This is a genomic window from Streptomyces sp. NBC_00009, assembly GCF_045040855.1.
GTDB lineage: Bacteria > Actinomycetota > Actinomycetes > Streptomycetales > Streptomycetaceae > Streptomyces > Streptomyces aureus.
The window spans coordinates 5682310-5698051 of sequence record NZ_CP108312.1; the positions used below are offsets into that span (position 1 = coordinate 5682310).

The following is a 15742-nucleotide window of genomic DNA, read 5'->3' on the forward strand; positions in this document are numbered from 1 at the left end:
GTGCTGCGTCAGCGCGGGGTTCTACGGCAGGGCGGTCCGGGTCGGTACCTCGACGGGAGACTTCGGTACGGCCGGAAGCGTCGTCGGGACCGTGGACGCGGCCGGCGGATCGGGGAGCCCGGGAGCACGAGGCAGGTCGGACACACCGGGAACGGCGGGGACGGCGGGGACGGCGGGGACGGGCGGCACCGGTGACAGCGAGGCGTCCGGCAACGACGGCACGGAGAGCGGCAGCAGCGACCGGTTGTGATCGCCGGGCGACCGACTCGGCCTCGCCGTGTGGGACGGCGACGCGGCCGACAGATCACGGGGCTTCGGCGTGACCGCCCGGCCGACGCCGTCCGGCCGCACGGTCTCCCTGACCGCCCTCTCCGTTCGGGACACGGAAGGCCGGGAAGCCGCGCCCCGCCCGTCCCCGCCATGGACGTACGGCAGTACACACCCCGCCACCACCAGGGTCGCGGCCGTCGAGGTCACCGCCACGGCCTGCGCGTGCCCGCCCGCGCGCAGCTTGCCACGGCCCCACAGGAACAGGGCGAGGCCCAGCGTTCCGGCCAGCGAGTTCCGCAGCGTGCGCCGGGCCCTGGCGAGCAGCGACTCCACGGTGCGATAGCTCAGCCCCATGCGTACGGCGACCTGGCCGACGTCGAGGTCCTCGGACTTCAGCCGGAGCGCCTCGGCCTGGCGCGCGGGCAGCTCCCCGCTGCGCACGGCCAGCCATCTGGCCTCGGCCCGGTCGCACACCGCCTCCTCGACGGGCACCGGACCCGGCGCGGTGAGCGTGGGGCTGCGGTGCACCTCGGCCTCACGGTTGACCTGGCGGTACCGGTCGACGCACAGCCGCACGGTCACGGTCGTCAGCCACGCTCCGAGGCGCTCGTCGTCCAGGTCGGGGCGCTCCGCGGCGCGCAGCATCGCCTCGTGCACCGCGTCCTCGGCGTCCTCCGGACTCATCGACCTGCGCCGGGCCACCTTGAGCAGGTGCTCGCGGTGGCTCCACATGCGCTGCCAACGGTCGTCGGTCCCTCGCATCTCCGCGGGCATGTCCGTCGCCATGAGGGCCCCTTCGCGCTCATCCGCCGGTCTCGTGCCGTCCGGCGGATGGCGACATTACCGCCCAGTATCCGCGCTTGTGGAGGGGCGGAGCCCATTGAGTCCACACCGTTGCTGGTCAGCGGTGGTCAGTGGACCACCGCTTGCAGGTAGGTGGACCATCGACGGGGCGGCGGACAGGACCGCGCCTCGCCGTCACCGCGCCGAATCGCCCGGTGACGGGGAGGCGCCCACCGGAAAACCGGGACCCTCACCGCAACGTGTGCGACGTCCGGCCCGACGCCTCGTCGATCTCGTCGTGCGCCTTCGTCAGCATCTTCATCGCCAGCTCGTTGAGTGCCCTCGCTCCCGCAACCTCCTCGCCGACCCGCGGCTGGTTCACGTCGGAGGGGTGGCGGCTCGCGTAGCCATGGGCCCGTACCTCGCTCCCGTCGGGGAGCCGGACGAGCGCGGCGGCACGCGTGCGGTGTGTGTCTTCCTCGAATTCCAGCTCTACATGCCATCCGACAGTGGTCTGTGCCGACATCGTGATCACCTCCGGGACTGCTAATTCCAGGGTGCGCCTGTCGGGCTCCCGACGCACCACGTCCCGCCCCGCCGCTTGCGAACCGGCTCAGATCACCGGCGGCCGCCCCAGACGCGTCATGCGCCACGCGGTGCGCCAGCGCATCGGCCGCCGGCCCCCGCACGGCGTGCGCACGCCCTCCACGAAGCCGCCCGCCCATGCGCGCAGACCGCCGGCGGACCGGGTGCGGGCGAGCGTGAGGAGGGTCCAGGTGCCGAGGTAGAGCGGGATCAGGGGGAGCGGGAGACGGCGGCGGGCCAGCCAGACGCGGTTGCGGGCCGTCATGCGGTGGTAGACGGCGTGCCGGGCGGGCGAGGTCTTGGGGTGCTGGAGCAGGAGCGACGGCTCGTAGACGACCTTCCAGCCGGCGTCCAGGGCCCGCCAGGCCAGGTCGGGCTCCTCGTGCGTGAAGAAGAAGTCGGCGGGCCAGTCGCCGGTCTCGGCGAGCATCCGCATCGAGAACGCGTGGCCGCCGCCGAGGAACGCCGTCACCTCACCGCCCCGCATCGGGTCCTTGGCGCGCAGCCGCGGCACGTGGCGGCGCTGCGTCTCGCCGTGCTCGTCCGCGATGCGGAAGCCGACGATGCCGAGGCGTGGGTCGCCGGCGTACAGGTCGCGGACCGTACGGAAGACGTCCGCGTCGACGAGGAGCCCGTCGTCGTCGAGCTCGACCGCCACGTCCACGTCGCCGAAGCCGCGCAGCCGCGCCAGGGCGACGTTGCGGCCGCCGGGGCAGCCGAGGTTGTCGTCGAGTTCGACGGTCGTGACGGTGAAGGGCAGGCCGGAGCCGGTGAAGTCGGGCAGCGGCGAGCCGTTGCCGACGAGGACGACCCGCGTCGGCGGCACGTCCTGTTTCGCCACCGCCGCCAGGAGGGCGTCGACCTCCCTGGGCCTGTTGCCCATCGTCACGATCGCGACGCCCAGACGCGGCGGTTGCTCCACGGCCGACTCCCCATTCCTCGGACATCCCGGTGCGGTGCCCGCGATCGTATCCGTTCATCGGGAAGTCACCCGGCAGCCAGGGGGAGTTGGGATCAGGCGCCGGGTTCCGCCGTCCACCCCGTCTCGGCCGCCCAGGGTTCCGCGACGGCCACCACCAGGTCGACCACCGGGTCCTTCACGTCGGCGTAGGTGCCGGTGTCGGAGACCCGGGAGGCGAGGGCGTACTTGAAGTGGGTGTAGGCCGTGACCGCCTCCGGGTGGGTGCGGAACCAGTCGCGGAAGAGCAGGGCCAGGCGTTCGTTGGGGGAGCCGGCGAGGCGTACGTGCAGATTGACCGGCTCGGCGGGCGTGCCGCGCCGGGACCAGAAGCGCTTGGCCCAGCGGGCCGGTACGTCGTCCAGGCCCGCAGGTACGTGGTCCCGGCGGTAGGGGGAGAGCCGGAAGCCCAGGTCCGCGAGGGGGCCCGCGAAAGCGGCCTCCGCCTCGTCCAGGTCGGTGACGCTCACCTGGAGGTCGTAGACCGGCTTGGCCGCCATTTTGGGGATCGACGTGCTGCCGATGTGTTCCGTCCGCAGGGCCATCGGGCCGAGCGCCGCGCCGAGTTCGACGCACAGCGCGCGGCCTCGCTCCGGCCAGGCCGGGTCGTACGGGACGACGACGGGGATCTCCGACTCGGGCATCATCAGACGGCTTCCAGCGCGACGTGCGGCTCGGCCGGCAGGACCACGCGGATCGCGTCGCCGGGGCGCACCACGCCGCCGGTCCGCACCACGCTCATGATCCCGCCCTTGCGGACGAGCGCCCCGTTCTCGTCGCGCCCGACGACCCGCTTGAGCAGCCCGTCCTGGAAGTGGTCGATCTGCAGGCACGGGTTGCGCAGGCCCGTGACCTCGACGACGGCGCCGCCCTCGCCCAGATGCAGGAGCGTGCCCGCGGGCAGTGCGAGGAGGTCGATGCCGGTCGTCGTGACGTTCTCCCCGAGGTCGCCGGGAGCGACGTCGTGGCCCTGCTCGGCGACCTCGGCGAACAGCTCGTCGTGCATCAGGTGGACCTGCCGCAGGTTCGGCTGCGTCGGGTCCTTCGCGACGCGGGAGCGGTGCTTGACCGTGACGCCCGCGTGCACGTCGCCCTCGACGCCGAGCCCGGCGAGCAGCGTGATGCTCTCCCGGTTCGGCTTCGTGAAGGAGTACGTCTCGTTGCTGCTGACCGCGATGACCTCGCCGCCGTCGAACCTGCCCATGCCGGGCCCCCGTTTCCGCGCCGGTGATCCCTGATCCCGGTTGCCTGATCCGTGATCCCGGCCGTCCGGACCGCGATCCACGCCGAGCCTAACCCCGGCGAACACAAGGGGCTTCAGCCCACGTGCTCCACGATCCGCGCCGCCACGTCGCCCGGCGCCCATCCGTCGCCGTTCAGCCGGACGATCACGAGGCGAGCGACCTCTCCGCCACCCGCCGCAGATGCGCCGCCAGCACTTCGGGGGCCTGAGGGGTGAGCGTGCGCAGGGCGACCAGGGCCGTCACCACGACGTCGCAGAGTTCCGACTCCACGTCCTGCCAGGAGTGGCTCTCACCCTTGCGCGGGTTCTGGCCCGTCGCGCCGATGACCGCCTGGGCGACCTCGCCGACCTCCTCCGACAGCTTCAGCACCCGCAGCAGAAGGGCCTCGTCCGCGCTGCGGCGGTTGTGCGATTCGAGCCAGGCATGCAGCCCGTCGACGGTCTCCCACACGCTGTCGTACGTGGGCGGGGCGAGGTCGTGCCGGGCGCTGGGCCGCGTGGTGTCGGACATCCGCGCAGCCTGCCACGGACGGGCTACTCGTCGGTGCTGTCCGGGGAATACTCCCCCGGACCCGGCTGCGGACCCGGCCCGCCCACCCGCCTTTTGCGCGACGCCACGACCGCGAGCGCCGCCGCGGCGCTGCCCACGAGCGCGGCCGGGACCATCCAGTACCGGTCCAGGGCGTGGCCGAGCGCATGGTCGAGGGAGTAGCGGCCCGCGCCGGTCACCGCGAGTCCCGCCGCGACGAAGCCGAGGAAGGCCGGGTACTCGTAGCCACCGCCCTGGGCGAAGAAGCCGTTGGGCGCGTGCACCGCGACCGCGCCGGCCATCGTGCCGGCCGCGGCGGCCCCGCCGACGGGGGTGGCCAGGCCGAGGGCGAGCAGGACGCCGCCGCCCGCCTCGCCGACACCGGCGGCCAGGGCGCTCGCCTTCGGCGGGGCGAAGCCCATGGCCTCCATCCCGGAGGCTGTGGCGCGCAGGCCACCGCCGCCGAACCAGCCGAGCAGTTTCTGCGCTCCGTGCGCGGCGAGCACACCGCCCGTGCCCACGCGCAGCACGAGCAGTCCCAGGTCTTTGCGGTCCACACAAGGCTTGTGACAGGTCATGGTCCTACGGTGCTTGTGACAGGTCATGCTCCTACGGTCCGGCAGGCCGGGCCGCGGCACCCGGTACGCGGGCCCGTTCGGGTGGCGCGTCCCGGGCCGCGGTGTGAGTCTGGGCCGGGGGCCCGGGCCCCGTGCGGCCGGGGTCCCGGCCCGGCGACGAACGACCGGAAGGTCCGGCACCGTAGCGCCGGAAGGAGAGACGACGTGATGCACATCCAGACAGCGAAGCTCAGCGACCCGGCCGTGCGGGCCTTCGTGGCCGCGGTGAACGCCCACGACCGGGAGGCCTTCCGCGCCGCCCTCGCGCCCGGCGCGACGATGTCCGACGACGGGTCCGACCGGGACATCGAAGAGTGGACCGGCCGCGAGATCTTCGACTCCCACGGACACATGGAGGTCGAGAAGGAGTCCGCGGGCGGCCTCGCCCTGACGGCCCTCTACAGCAACGACGCCTGGGGCGAGATGCGGACGAAGTGGCAGTTCGTCGTGGCGGGCGGCAAAGTGACCCGCTTCGAGACCGGCCAGGCGTAACTCCCCGGTCGGCACTCCCGGTCAGTACTTCCGGTCAGCCGGGAATCCGCACCGCCGCGCCGCTCACCCGGACCCGAGGGTCGCCCTCGCGCAGTGTCACCGTCAGCTCGCCCGGGCGGCCCATGTCCTCGCCCTGGTGGAGGGTGAGGACCGCCTCGGAGGGGACGAGTCCGAGTGCGCGCGCGTACGCGCCGAACGCGGCCGCGGCGGCGCCCGTCGCCGGGTCCTCCACGACACCGCCGACCGGGAACGGGTCACGGGCGTGGAAGACGAACTCCGAGGCGCGCCACACCAGTTGGACCGTGGTGAGGTCGAGGCGGTGCATCAGGGCCTCGAGACGCGCGAAGTCGTAGGAGAGGTCCGCGAGCCGCGCGCGCGTTGCGGCCGCGAGGACGAGGTGGCGGTTTCCCGCGTACGCGATGCGCGGCGGGAACGCCGGGTCGAGGTCGGCGGCGGGCCAGCCGAGCGCGGCGAGCGCCTCGGCCAGGTCGTCGGGCGCCACGTCGGTGAGGTGCGGCTCGACGCTCGTGAGCGTCGCGCGCGGGGTGCCGTCGGCGCCCTGAGTGACCGTCACCGGCACCTCGCCGGCCTGCGTGGCGAAGAGGTAGTCGCCGGGCCCGTGGATCTCGCCGAGCGCCACGCCCGTCGCCACGGTGGCGTGCCCGCAGAACGGGACCTCGGCCTTGGGGCTGAAGTAGCGCACGGTGTACGAGCGCTGCGCGCCGCCGGGCGCCGGGGTGCTGTCGGACGCAGGGGCGCCGCCGGGCGCCGGCATCAGGAACGCCGTCTCGCTGTATCCGAGCCGCGCCGCGATGGCGAGCATCTCGTCGTCGTCGAGCGCACGCGCGTCGAGCACGACACCGGCGGGGTTGCCGCCCGCGGGGTCCGTGGTGAACGCGGTGTACCGCAGCACGTCGGAGTTGGTGTTCATGACAGGGGAGCGTAGCGCGGGCAGCCGCAGCGCGGCCCGGGTTCTCCTGCGGTCCCGTCGGCAGGTCCCCCCTGCCTCCGGGCCGCGGAACGGCTGCCCGCCTTCCCCCTCGGAAATGGCTCAGTGGCAGCTGATCCCGCCGGGCCCGTCGCCCCACGAGCAGGAGTCGAGCTGGGCGCCGCTCGGCTTGATGAGGCGGGCCTTGTCGCCGGTGTTGTTCCAGACGTACGAGCCGCGGCCCCAGTAGCGCACACCGGAGGCGTTGGTGCCCTGGCCGGTGCGGACCTTGACGGTCTTGCCGGCGCCGATGTTGTAGCTGCCGAACGTGTACGTGTAGCCGGTGTTGTCCTTGAGCTTGTACCCCTTGAGCTGGATCGCGGAGCGGGTGTTGTTGTGGATGTTCACCCACTCCGCGTTCAGCGAGGAGTTCGACCGGTTGTCGCTGCCGGGGCTGTCGTACTGGATGTAGCCCAGATGCAGACCGCCCTGGTGAGCGGCCGCGGAGGCCGGGGACGCGGCGAGCAGGGAGACCGTCAGGACGCCGGCCGCCAGGGCGGCGGAGGCTGCGGAACGTATGCGCAAGGTGTGCTCCGAATGTGAAGTTCTCGTGGAGAGATGCTGAGCATACGGGCTGCGCTGCCCTGAATTAGGGCGGTAGGTCCCATTCCGCTTGTGGAGATTAACCTCTCAACCGCGCCCGATGTACGGCATGTTGGTCGCCAGGACCGTCGCGAACTGCACGTTCGCCTCCAGGGGCAGCTCGGCCATGTGCCGCACCGTGCGCGCCACGTCCGCGACATCCATCACCGGCTCCGGCGCCAGCGTTCCGTCGGCCTGGAGGGTCCCGGTCTGCATGCGCTCCGTCATGTCGGTCGCCGCGTTGCCGATGTCGATCTGGCCGCACGCGATCCGGTACGGACGCCCGTCCAAGGACAGCGACTTCGTCAGCCCGGTCAGCGCGTGCTTCGTCGTCGTGTACGCGGTCGAGCGCGGCCGCGGCGTGTGCGCCGAGATGGAGCCGTTGTTGATGATCCGGCCGCCCTGCGGGTCCTGCTCCTTCATCTGCCGGAACGCCGCCTGCGCGCACAGGAACGCGCCGTTGAGGTTCGTGTCGACGACGTGGCGCCAGGCGTCGTACTCCAGGTCCTCGACCGGGACCGCCGGCCCGAACGTGCCCGCGTTGTTGAAGAGCAGGTCGAGGCGGCCGAACCGGTCGCGCACGGCGGAGAAGAGCGCGGCCACGTCCTCGGGGCTCGAGACGTCGGTCCCTACGGAGAGCGACCCGGCCGCGGCCTCGGGGGCGAGGGCCGCCGTCGCGTCGAGGGTCTCGGTGCGGCGGCCCGCGAGCGCCACCTGCCAGCCCGCGCGGAGCAGTTCGACGGCGACGGCCCGGCCGATGCCGGAGCCCGCGCCGGTGACCACGGCGGTCCGTACGGCGGGCGGTACGTGCGGTTCCGGGGCGTTGTTCTGAGCGTTCATGGCCCCGGAGCGTACGGCAGGAGGGGTCATACGGAGATCACCCATCCGCCATGTGGCGGCCGTGCGAATGACAGGCCACGGTCGTCCCCCGGCACTCCAATTTCCTCTGACAACAACCGTCAGGGGAGGGCCACATGACAGCCGAAGGACGCCATCCGAACCAGCACTCGCCCGAACTGCGCGCCGCGGCGGGCCACTTGGGCCGCCGCCGCTTCCTCACCGTCACGGGCGCCGCCGCCGCGCTCGCCTTCGCCACGAACCTGCCGGCCGCGGGCACCGCGAGCGCCGCCGAGCTCGACGCGCGCAAGATCACCGCCGACCCGTTCACGCTCGGCGTGGCCTCCGGCGACCCGCTGCCCGGCTCCGTCCTGCTGTGGACCCGCCTGGCCCCGTCCCCGTACGAGGCGGACAGCGGGCTGCCCGCCGAGCGCATAGCCGTCCAGTGGGAACTCGCGCACGACGAGAGCTTCCGGCGCATCGTGCGGCGCGGCACGGCAACCGCCCACCCCGAGTTCAACCACTCCGTCCACGTCGAGGTCGAACACCTTGCGCCGGGCAGCGTGTACTACTACCGCTTCCGCACCGGCAAGTGGGTCAGCGGCACCGGCCGGACGCGCACGGCGCCCTCCGCCCACGCCCGCACCTCGGCCCTCACCCTCGCCGCGGTCTCCTGCCAGGCCTACCACGACGGCTACTTCACGGCTTACAAGCACCTCGCCGCCGACCCCTCCGTGGACGTCGTCTTCCACCTCGGCGACTACCTCTACGAGTACGCCGTGAACTCCGCCGGCGGCGCCCGCGCCTACACGGGCGGCGACGTACTGCCCGCCCACTTCAACCGCGAGACCGTGACGCTGGAGGACTACCGGCTGCGGTACGCGCTCTACAAGTCCGACCCGGACCTGCGGGCCGCGCACGCCGCGCACCCCTTCGTCGTCACCTGGGACGACCACGAGACCGAGAACAACTACGCGGACGACATCGACGAGAAGGACGGCCCGCCCGCCGAGTTCCTGCTCCGCCGCGCCTCCGCGTACCGCGCCTACTGGGAGAACCAGCCCCTGCGCCGCCCGCAGCTCCCGCAGGGCCCCGACGCCCAGATGTACCGGCGCCTGACCTGGGGCAAGCTGGCCCAGTTCGACATCCTCGACACCCGCCAGTACCGCTCCAACCAGGCGTACGGCGACGGGTCCCACGTCCCCGGGCCCGAGTCGGACGACCCGGCGCGCACCATCACCGGCGCCACGCAGGAGCGGTGGCTCATCGACGGCTGGCGCCGCTCGAACGCCCTGTGGAACGTCGTCCCGCAGCAGGTCACCTTCTCGCAGCGCAAGCTCGACCTGAACGCGGCCGCGAAGGTGTCCATGGACGCGTGGGACGGCTACCGCGCCTCGCGCCAGAGGGTCCTCGCCGGGGCCAGGGCCGCCGGCGTCGACAACCTGATGGTGCTCACCGGCGACGTGCACGTCGGCTACGCCTTCGACATCAAGGACAACTTCGACGACCCGTCGTCGAAGACCCTCGGCACGGAGATCGTCGCCACGTCCATCAGCAGCGGCAAGGACGGCGCGGACAAGCCGGCGAACTGGGGCACGTACACCCAGGCCAACCCGCACCTGAAGTTCTACAACGGACGCCGCGGCTACGTGACGGTCGCGCTCGGTGAGGAATCGGCGCGGGCCGACTTCAAGACGGTCCCGGCGGTGACGACGCCGGGAGCCCCGATCGCCACGGCGGCGTCGTTCGTCACGACGGTGGGCAACCAGGGCCTGCGCCCGGCATAACCGACACCGGCCAGCCCGCGCCCCCGAGTCATTCTCAGGGGCGCGGGCAGCTGCCTTCAGGGGCGCGGGGAACTGCGCGACAAGCCCCCACCGGCCCGTCACCCGCCAACGAAACCGTCACCGCTCCGACGGATACCGCACCCCCACAACGGAGCGCACGGCATCGAGCGTGCGCATCACCGCCAAAGAACCGGCAAGCGGCACGAGCGGCGACTCCGTATCCCCGGCCCGCAGCCGGTGCATCACCTCACCCGCCTCATGCCGGAGGCTGTCGCGCGGCCCGTCCCCCGCCTCCGCCGTGAACTCCCGCGGCTCGCGCCCGTCGCGGTGCAGCACGAACCGGTCCGGGTAGAAGAAGCCGTGCGGAATGTCGATACGGCCCTGCGAACCCGTGATCGACGCGGTGACGGGCGTACCCGCGTCGATGGAGCAGTTGAGCAGCGCGTGAGCACCGCTCTCCCACGAGAGCAGCATCCCCGTACGGAGATCGACGCCCTCGTCCGAGAGCACCGCTCTCGCAGTGACCTCCGAGGGCTCACCGAGGATCAGGTGGGCGAACGACACCGGGTACACGCCCAGATCGAGCAGCGCACCACCGCCCTGCGCCGGGTCCCGCAGCCGGTGCGCAGGCGGGAAGGGCCCCGCGAGCCCGAAGTCGGCCTGCACCGTCCGGACTTCACCGATCGCCCCGTCGTCGACCAGCGCCTTCAGCTTCCTGATCAGCGGATGGCAGTACATCCACATGGCCTCCATCAGGAAGAGGCCACGGCTGCGGGCGAGTGTCACCATCTCCTCCGCCTCGCGCGAGTTCAGCGTGAACGCCTTCTCGCACAGGACCGCCCGGCCCGCCTCCAGGCACAGCCCGGCGGCCGCGCGGTGCGCGGAGTGCGGGGTCGCGACGTACACGACGTCGACGTCCTCGTCCTCGGCGAGCGAGGACCAGTCCCCGTACGCCCGCGGGATCCCGAACCGCTCCGCGAACGCCTTCGCCGAGGCGTCGGAGCGGGACGCCACGGCGACGACCTCCGCGTCCGGCATGTCGAGAAGGTTCGCCGTGAAGGACGCGGCGATGCCCCCGGTCGCCAGGACGCCCCACCGCACACGCTCGCGTTCCACCACTGAAGGCCCCCTGCCAGGTTCCGGCCACTGCCCTTGCCGGCACGTCACGAAATGTGGTCTCAACCAATGCACCTGAGCTGAGAGCATAGGTAATCGAATGAACGACCGGGAGGGGAACCGCATGCCGGATCACGGCCGCCAGCACGCGTCCGCGCGTGAAGCGCAGCGCATACCCGGGGCACCACCCGTCGCGGGCGCCACGCTCACCGCCCGCCGCCGCACCGGCTTCCTGGTCACCCTCGTACTCGGCGGACTCACCGCCGTACCCCCGCTGTCCATGGACATGTACCTCCCGGCACTGCCGGAGGTGACCGGCGCGCTGCACACCTCGGCCGCCACCGCCCAGCTCACCCTCACCGCCTGCCTCACCGGCATGGCGCTCGGGCAGCTCGCCGTCGGCCCGATGAGCGACAAGTGGGGCCGCAGGCGCCCCCTCCTCATCGGCCTCCTCGTCTACATCGTCGCCACCGCGGTCTGCGCCCTCGCTCCCACGGCCCCGCTCCTCATCGGCTTCCGCCTGGTGCAGGGCCTCGCCGGGGCCGCCGGCATCGTGATCGCGCGGGCGGTCGTGCGGGACCTGTACGACGGTGTCGAGATGGCGCGCTTCTTCTCCACCCTCATGCTGATCTCCGGCGTCGCCCCGATCGTCGCGCCCCTCATCGGTGGCCAGGTCCTGCGGATCACGGACTGGCGCGGCATCTTCGTCGTCCTCACCGTCGTCGGCATCGCGCTGACCGCCCTCGTCTGGAAGGGCCTGCCCGAGACGCTCGCCCCCGAACGGCGGCACGGCGGCGGCACCGCCGAGGCGCTGCGCACCATGCGCGGCCTCCTCGCCGACCGCGTCTTCACCGGCTACATGATCGCGGGCGGCTTCGCCTTCGCCGCGCTGTTCGCGTACATCAGCGCATCGCCGTTCGTGGTCCAGGAGATCTACGGCGCCTCGCCCCAGACCTTCAGCCTCCTGTTCGGCATCAACTCCGTCGGCCTGATCGCCGTGGGCCAGATCAACGGCAAGCTCCTCGTCGGCCGCGTCAGCCTCGACAAGGCGCTCGCCGTCGGCCTCTGCGTCATCGCGTTCGCCTCCGCCGCGCTCCTGCTCATGGCGACCGGCGTCTTCGGCGACGTGGGACTCGTGCCGATCGCGGCCGGACTGTTCGTCCTCATGTCCGCGATGGGCCTCGCCATGCCCAACACCAACGCCCTCGCCCTGATGCGCACCCCGCACGCCGCGGGCTCCGCGTCCGCGCTCCTCGGCACCTCCTCCTTCCTGGTCGGCGCGATCGCCTCACCGCTCGTGGGCATCGCGGGCGAGGGCACCGCCGTCCCGATGGCCGTAGTCCAGCTGGCCTGCGCCCTGGCGGCCATCGCATGCTTCATGGGACTGTGCCGCCCCTGGCAGCGCGGGACCGAGCCGACGCGGGAGGCGGAGCACTGAGTACCCCACGACTGCGCCCCGGCACCCCCGAACGCGCCGGGCTCGACCCCGACGAGCTGCGCCGCCTCGTCCAGGACGTGCGCGAACTGCCCCGCGGGGCGCGCCCCTGGTGCGCGGGCGCCGTCGTCCTCGCCGGCCGCGGCCCGGTCGTCGCCGCGCACGAGGCGGCGGGCTGGGCGACGCGGTATCTCGCCTACGACGAGACGGCCGACCGGGGCGTCGAGCTCCCACCCGCGTCCCGCGTCCCCATGCGCCCCGACACGGCCTTCGACCTCGCCTCCCTCACGAAGCTCTTCACGACCGTTGCCGCCGTGCAGCAGCTGGAGCGCGGCACCCTCGGCATCGACGCGCGGGTGGGCGCCTACATCCCCGAGTTCACGGCCGCCGCCGAGCACGACGTCACGATCCGCCAGCTCCTCACCCACACCTCTGGCCTGCGCCCCGAACTCCCGCTGTACGACTGCCCGGACGACGCGGCGCGCCTGACGGCCCTGCGCACCGAGGCCCCGTCGTCCCCGCCCGGCGCCCACCTCTACTCCGACCTCAACATGCTGCTGCTCCAGCACGTCCTGGAGCGCATCGCGCAGCGCCCCCTGGACGCCCTCGTGCGCGACGGCATCACCCGGCCCCTCGGCATGACCGCGACGGGCTTCGGCCCGCACCCCGGCGCCGCCGCCACCGAGGACCAGCGCCGCCCCTGGGCCAAGGCCGACCGGGGTCTCCTGCGCGGCATCGTCCACGACGAGAACGCCTGGGCCCTCGGGGGCGTCGCCGGGCACGCGGGCCTCTTCTCCACGGCGTACGACCTCGCGGTCCTGTGCCGCACCCTGCTCAACGGCGGCTCCTACGGCACCGCACGCATCCTCGGCCCCGACTACGTCGAGCTGATGCTCACGGCCCCCGGCCTCGGCTTCCAGCTCGACCAGCCCTGGTTCATGGGCGAGCTCGCGGGCCAGGGCGCGGCCGGACACTGCGGCTTCACCGGCACGTCGCTCGTCCTCGACCGCGTCACGGACACGTTCCTGGTCCTCCTCGCGAACACGGTCCACCCGCGCCGCAGGCCCCCGCAGAACGGGCCGCGCGCCTCGGCGGCGACGCGTCTCGCGCGGGCCGTGGGCGCGTAGGCGGCCCCCGGGGCGACCGTAGAATCAGGGGGTGAACGCCCCCCTCTCCTCTTACTCGCCGGCCTCCCCGGCCGACACCCTGCGCGCGGCCCTCGCGGGGCTGCTCGACGGGCTGCCGCCCACGCAGGCGGCGCGCGCCGTCGAACGGCTGATCGCGAGCTACCGGGGGACCACCCCGACGGACGCGCCGATCCTGCGGGACCGTGCCGACGTCGCCGCCTACGCCGCGTACCGGATGCCGGCCACCTTCGAGGCGGTCCGTTCGGCGCTCGGCGCGCTCGCCGACGCGGCGCCGGAGGGCTGGGCGCCCGGGAGCCAGGTCGACGTGGGCGGCGGGACGGGCGCCGCGGTCTGGGCCGTCGCCGACACCTGGGCGGGCGAGCGCGATGTCACCGTCCTCGACTGGGCCGAGCCCGCGCTCGCCCTCGGGCGTGAACTGGCCGGTTCCTGCGACCGGTTGGCCTCCACGCGGTGGCAGCGCTCACGTATCGGAGCGGCGCTCACCATCGAGAGCGCCGATCTCGTGACGGTGTCGTACGTCCTCAAGGAGCTGACCGCCGACGACCGCCGCGCCGTGGTCGACGCCGCGGCCGCCGCCGCGAGCCCCGACGGGGCCGTGGTCGTCGTCGAGCCAGGCACCCCCGACGGCTACGAGCGGATCATCGAGGCACGCCGCCGCCTGACCGACGCCGGATTCCACATCGCCGCGCCCTGCCCCCACAGCGCGGCCTGCCCCATCGAGCCCGGCACCGACTGGTGCCACTTCTCGGCGCGGGTCAGCAGGTCGTCGCTGCACCGCCAGGTCAAGGGCGGCTCCCTCGCGTACGAGGACGAGAAGTTCAGCTACGTGGCTGCGACCCGGTTCGCTCCCGAGCGCCCCGCGGCCCGGATCACCCGCCGCCCCCAGATCCGCAAGGGCCAGGTACTCCTGGACCTGTGCGAGGCGGAGGGCGCGCTGGGCCGCGAGACGGTGACGAAGCGGCACGGGCCGCTGTACCGGGCGGCCCGCGACGCCGACTGGGGCGACGCCTGGCCTCCGGCCCCCTAGGGGGCGCGGGGCTGTGACATTTTGCGGCTTCGCCGCGCGGGCGCGAACAACCACAGACCCCCGCGCCCGGCGAACCGGCTCAGGCCCCGAGTTCCTGGCCGCGAAGCTCCGACGTGCAGCACTTCACGCTGCCGCCTGCCTTGAGCAGCTCCGAGAGATCCATTCCGAGCGGCTCGAACCCACGGGCCCGCAGCGGCCCGAACAGACCGACGGCCGCTTGCGGCAGCAGCACATGCAGGCCGTCCGAGACGGCGTTCAGGCCGAACGCCGCAGCGTCCGGCTCCGTGGCGATCAGCGCGTCGGGGAAGAGGCGTTCGAGGACGGCCCGGCTGCCCGGTGAGAACGCGTCCGGGTAGTACATGACCTCGTCCGCCCCGTCGTCGAGGACGGCGAGCGCGGTGTCCAGGTGGTAGTAGCGCGGGTCGACGAGGTCGAGGCCGATGACCGGGCGGCCGAAGAACTCCTGCGCCTCGGCGTGCGAGAGCGGACTGGAGCGGAAGCCCCGGCCGGCCAGGACGTACGAGGCGGTGACCGCGAAGTCGCCCTCGCCCTCGTTGATGTGGACGGGCTCGTGGACCGCCGCGTAGCCGCGCTCCCTGAACCAGTCCAGGTGCGCCGCGGCCTCGGCGGTGCGCTGGGGATGGGCGAAGCGGGCCCCGAGCACCCGTCCGTCGACGACGGTCGTGCCGTTCGCCGCGAACACCATGTCGGGCAGGCCGGGGAGGGGTTCGAGCTCGTCGACGCGGTGACCGAGCGAGCGGTAGCGGTCCCGCAGGTCCTCCCACTGCGTGAGTGCGAGCGGGACGTCGACCGGCTTGGCGGGGTCCATCCAGGGATTGATCGAGTACGTGACTTCGAAGTGTGCCGGTGGGCACATCAGGTAACGCCGGGGTGTGGCGCGGCGACCAGGCAATGAGGGCTCCTCACGACCGCAGTGGCAGATGCGCCCATGGTGCGGTGTGAGGAGTCCTTGCCGCTGTGCACCGAACGGGTGGTCCCTCTGAGTCACCGGCCCGCATGTCGCGGGCCGGCAATCCACCGGCCCGCGTGCCACCGGCACACAACCCGCCGACCCCGCCACTCACCGCCCCCGCCACTCGCCGACCCGTCACCCGCCGGGGCCCGCTCTCACGACGGCGTCACGAACTCTCGCCCGCCGTGCGTTCCTCCCGGAGCCTGCGCAGCAGCTCCCGTTTCTGCGCCTGCGGGTCGAGCCCGCCGCCGACCCGGCCGCCGCGGCCGCCGCCGCGCAGGGTCTTGCGGGAGAGATTGCTGCGGGTGCCGCCGACGCCCAGCATGTTCCCGGATCCACCTCGGCTCATCGTGGTCTCCCTTCGACCTTCGA

18 protein-coding genes are annotated in these 15742 nt (G+C 72.9%); 5 read left to right on the plus strand and 13 right to left on the minus strand.

What is annotated here, in order from left to right:
- Window positions 1-21 precede the first annotated feature (21 nt).
- The 7 genes from OHA58_RS25630 to OHA58_RS25660 all read right to left on the minus strand — a co-directional run bounded on the left by OHA58_RS25630 (window position 22) and on the right by OHA58_RS25660 (window position 4946).
- A complete protein-coding gene (locus tag OHA58_RS25630) occupies window positions 22-1056 on the minus strand; it encodes an RNA polymerase sigma factor (RefSeq protein ID WP_405481647.1) in 1035 nt (344 codons plus the stop codon).
- A 247-nt stretch (window positions 1057-1303) separates the two neighbouring features.
- Window positions 1304-1579, minus strand: coding sequence for a DUF1876 domain-containing protein (locus OHA58_RS25635; RefSeq protein ID WP_389529959.1), 276 nt, complete (start codon window positions 1577-1579; stop codon window positions 1304-1306).
- An 87-nt stretch (window positions 1580-1666) separates the two neighbouring features.
- Window positions 1667-2521 carry a glycosyltransferase family 2 protein gene (locus OHA58_RS25640; protein WP_405485179.1) on the minus strand — a complete coding sequence of 285 codons (855 nt, stop codon included), beginning with the start codon at window positions 2519-2521 and terminating at the stop codon, window positions 1667-1669.
- Between the two features lie 131 nt (window positions 2522-2652).
- Complete coding sequence (locus OHA58_RS25645; protein ID WP_405481648.1) at window positions 2653-3243, minus strand: GrpB family protein; 591 nt, start codon at window positions 3241-3243, stop codon at window positions 2653-2655.
- Entirely contained in the window at window positions 3243-3800 is a 558-nt protein-coding gene (locus OHA58_RS25650) for an MOSC domain-containing protein (RefSeq protein ID WP_405481649.1), read from the minus strand. The genes OHA58_RS25645 and OHA58_RS25650 overlap by 1 nt, the downstream gene beginning before the upstream one ends.
- A gap of 184 nt (window positions 3801-3984) precedes the next feature.
- Window positions 3985-4350 (minus strand): MazG-like family protein, encoded by a 366-nt coding sequence (locus tag OHA58_RS25655; RefSeq protein WP_389529955.1) that lies wholly within the window; start codon window positions 4348-4350, stop codon window positions 3985-3987.
- 23 nt (window positions 4351-4373) lie between these two features.
- Complete coding sequence (locus OHA58_RS25660) at window positions 4374-4946, minus strand: DoxX family protein (protein ID WP_405481651.1); 573 nt, start codon at window positions 4944-4946, stop codon at window positions 4374-4376.
- A gap of 207 nt (window positions 4947-5153) precedes the next feature.
- Between OHA58_RS25660 and OHA58_RS25665 the strand changes: the two genes are divergently transcribed.
- A complete protein-coding gene (locus OHA58_RS25665; protein WP_405481652.1) occupies window positions 5154-5477 on the plus strand; it encodes a nuclear transport factor 2 family protein in 324 nt (107 codons plus the stop codon).
- 34 nt (window positions 5478-5511) lie between these two features.
- On the opposite strand, the gene OHA58_RS25670 is transcribed toward OHA58_RS25665, so the two are convergent.
- From OHA58_RS25670 to OHA58_RS25680, 3 genes are all read right to left on the minus strand, one after another.
- A complete protein-coding gene (locus OHA58_RS25670; RefSeq protein WP_405481653.1) occupies window positions 5512-6408 on the minus strand; it encodes a PhzF family phenazine biosynthesis protein in 897 nt (298 codons plus the stop codon).
- Between the two features lie 120 nt (window positions 6409-6528).
- Window positions 6529-6990 carry a lamin tail domain-containing protein gene (locus tag OHA58_RS25675; RefSeq protein ID WP_405481655.1) on the minus strand — a complete coding sequence of 154 codons (462 nt, stop codon included), beginning with the start codon at window positions 6988-6990 and terminating at the stop codon, window positions 6529-6531.
- Between the two features lie 105 nt (window positions 6991-7095).
- Window positions 7096-7887: an SDR family oxidoreductase gene (locus OHA58_RS25680; protein WP_405481657.1), complete on the minus strand. Its 792-nt coding sequence runs from the start codon at window positions 7885-7887 to the stop codon at window positions 7096-7098.
- 134 nt (window positions 7888-8021) lie between these two features.
- On the opposite strand from OHA58_RS25680, the gene OHA58_RS25685 reads away from it, so the two are divergent.
- A complete protein-coding gene (locus tag OHA58_RS25685) occupies window positions 8022-9671 on the plus strand; it encodes an alkaline phosphatase D family protein (RefSeq protein WP_405481658.1) in 1650 nt (549 codons plus the stop codon).
- Between the two features lie 117 nt (window positions 9672-9788).
- Here the strand turns inward: OHA58_RS25685 and OHA58_RS25690 are convergent, their stop codons facing one another.
- Window positions 9789-10787 carry a Gfo/Idh/MocA family protein gene (locus tag OHA58_RS25690; protein ID WP_405481660.1) on the minus strand — a complete coding sequence of 333 codons (999 nt, stop codon included), beginning with the start codon at window positions 10785-10787 and terminating at the stop codon, window positions 9789-9791.
- Window positions 10788-10911: 124 nt separating this feature from the next.
- Between OHA58_RS25690 and OHA58_RS25695 the strand changes: the two genes are divergently transcribed.
- Genes OHA58_RS25695 through OHA58_RS25705 form a run of 3 tightly spaced genes read left to right on the plus strand, consistent with a single transcriptional unit; the run spans window position 10912 to window position 14397 of the window.
- Window positions 10912-12225 carry a multidrug effflux MFS transporter gene (locus OHA58_RS25695; RefSeq protein ID WP_405481661.1) on the plus strand — a complete coding sequence of 438 codons (1314 nt, stop codon included), beginning with the start codon at window positions 10912-10914 and terminating at the stop codon, window positions 12223-12225.
- A complete protein-coding gene (locus tag OHA58_RS25700) occupies window positions 12159-13349 on the plus strand; it encodes a serine hydrolase domain-containing protein (RefSeq protein WP_405481662.1) in 1191 nt (396 codons plus the stop codon). The genes OHA58_RS25695 and OHA58_RS25700 overlap by 67 nt, the downstream gene beginning before the upstream one ends.
- 31 nt (window positions 13350-13380) lie before the next feature.
- A complete protein-coding gene (locus tag OHA58_RS25705) occupies window positions 13381-14397 on the plus strand; it encodes a small ribosomal subunit Rsm22 family protein (protein ID WP_405481663.1) in 1017 nt (338 codons plus the stop codon).
- A gap of 79 nt (window positions 14398-14476) precedes the next feature.
- Here the strand turns inward: OHA58_RS25705 and ddaH are convergent, their stop codons facing one another.
- Together ddaH and OHA58_RS25715 are read right to left on the minus strand one after the other, a co-directional pair.
- Window positions 14477-15310 carry a dimethylargininase gene (ddaH, locus tag OHA58_RS25710; RefSeq protein WP_405481665.1) on the minus strand — a complete coding sequence of 278 codons (834 nt, stop codon included), beginning with the start codon at window positions 15308-15310 and terminating at the stop codon, window positions 14477-14479.
- 226 nt (window positions 15311-15536) lie between these two features.
- On the minus strand, window positions 15537-15719 hold the full coding sequence (locus tag OHA58_RS25715) for a DUF6243 family protein (RefSeq protein ID WP_405481667.1): 183 nt from the start codon (window positions 15717-15719) through the stop codon (window positions 15537-15539).
- Window positions 15720-15742: the final 23 nt, after the last annotated feature.

Coding starts and splice junctions, on each gene's coding strand:
- OHA58_RS25630 (WP_405481647.1), bottom strand. CDS start 1,056: ATGGCGACGGACATGCCCGCGGAGATGCGAGGGACCGACGACCGTTGG.
- OHA58_RS25635 (WP_389529959.1), bottom strand. CDS start 1,579: ATGTCGGCACAGACCACTGTCGGATGGCATGTAGAGCTGGAATTCGAG.
- OHA58_RS25640 (WP_405485179.1), bottom strand. CDS start 2,521: ATGGGCAACAGGCCCAGGGAGGTCGACGCCCTCCTGGCGGCGGTGGCG.
- OHA58_RS25645 (WP_405481648.1), bottom strand. CDS start 3,243: ATGATGCCCGAGTCGGAGATCCCCGTCGTCGTCCCGTACGACCCGGCC.
- OHA58_RS25650 (WP_405481649.1), bottom strand. CDS start 3,800: ATGGGCAGGTTCGACGGCGGCGAGGTCATCGCGGTCAGCAGCAACGAG.
- OHA58_RS25655 (WP_389529955.1), bottom strand. CDS start 4,350: ATGTCCGACACCACGCGGCCCAGCGCCCGGCACGACCTCGCCCCGCCC.
- OHA58_RS25660 (WP_405481651.1), bottom strand. CDS start 4,946: ATGACCTGTCACAAGCCTTGTGTGGACCGCAAAGACCTGGGACTGCTC.
- OHA58_RS25665 (WP_405481652.1), top strand. CDS start 5,154: ATGCACATCCAGACAGCGAAGCTCAGCGACCCGGCCGTGCGGGCCTTC.
- OHA58_RS25670 (WP_405481653.1), bottom strand. CDS start 6,408: ATGAACACCAACTCCGACGTGCTGCGGTACACCGCGTTCACCACGGAC.
- OHA58_RS25680 (WP_405481657.1), bottom strand. CDS start 7,887: ATGAACGCTCAGAACAACGCCCCGGAACCGCACGTACCGCCCGCCGTA.
- OHA58_RS25685 (WP_405481658.1), top strand. CDS start 8,022: ATGACAGCCGAAGGACGCCATCCGAACCAGCACTCGCCCGAACTGCGC.
- OHA58_RS25695 (WP_405481661.1), top strand. CDS start 10,912: ATGCCGGATCACGGCCGCCAGCACGCGTCCGCGCGTGAAGCGCAGCGC.
- OHA58_RS25700 (WP_405481662.1), top strand. CDS start 12,159: ATGCTTCATGGGACTGTGCCGCCCCTGGCAGCGCGGGACCGAGCCGAC.
- OHA58_RS25715 (WP_405481667.1), bottom strand. CDS start 15,719: ATGAGCCGAGGTGGATCCGGGAACATGCTGGGCGTCGGCGGCACCCGC.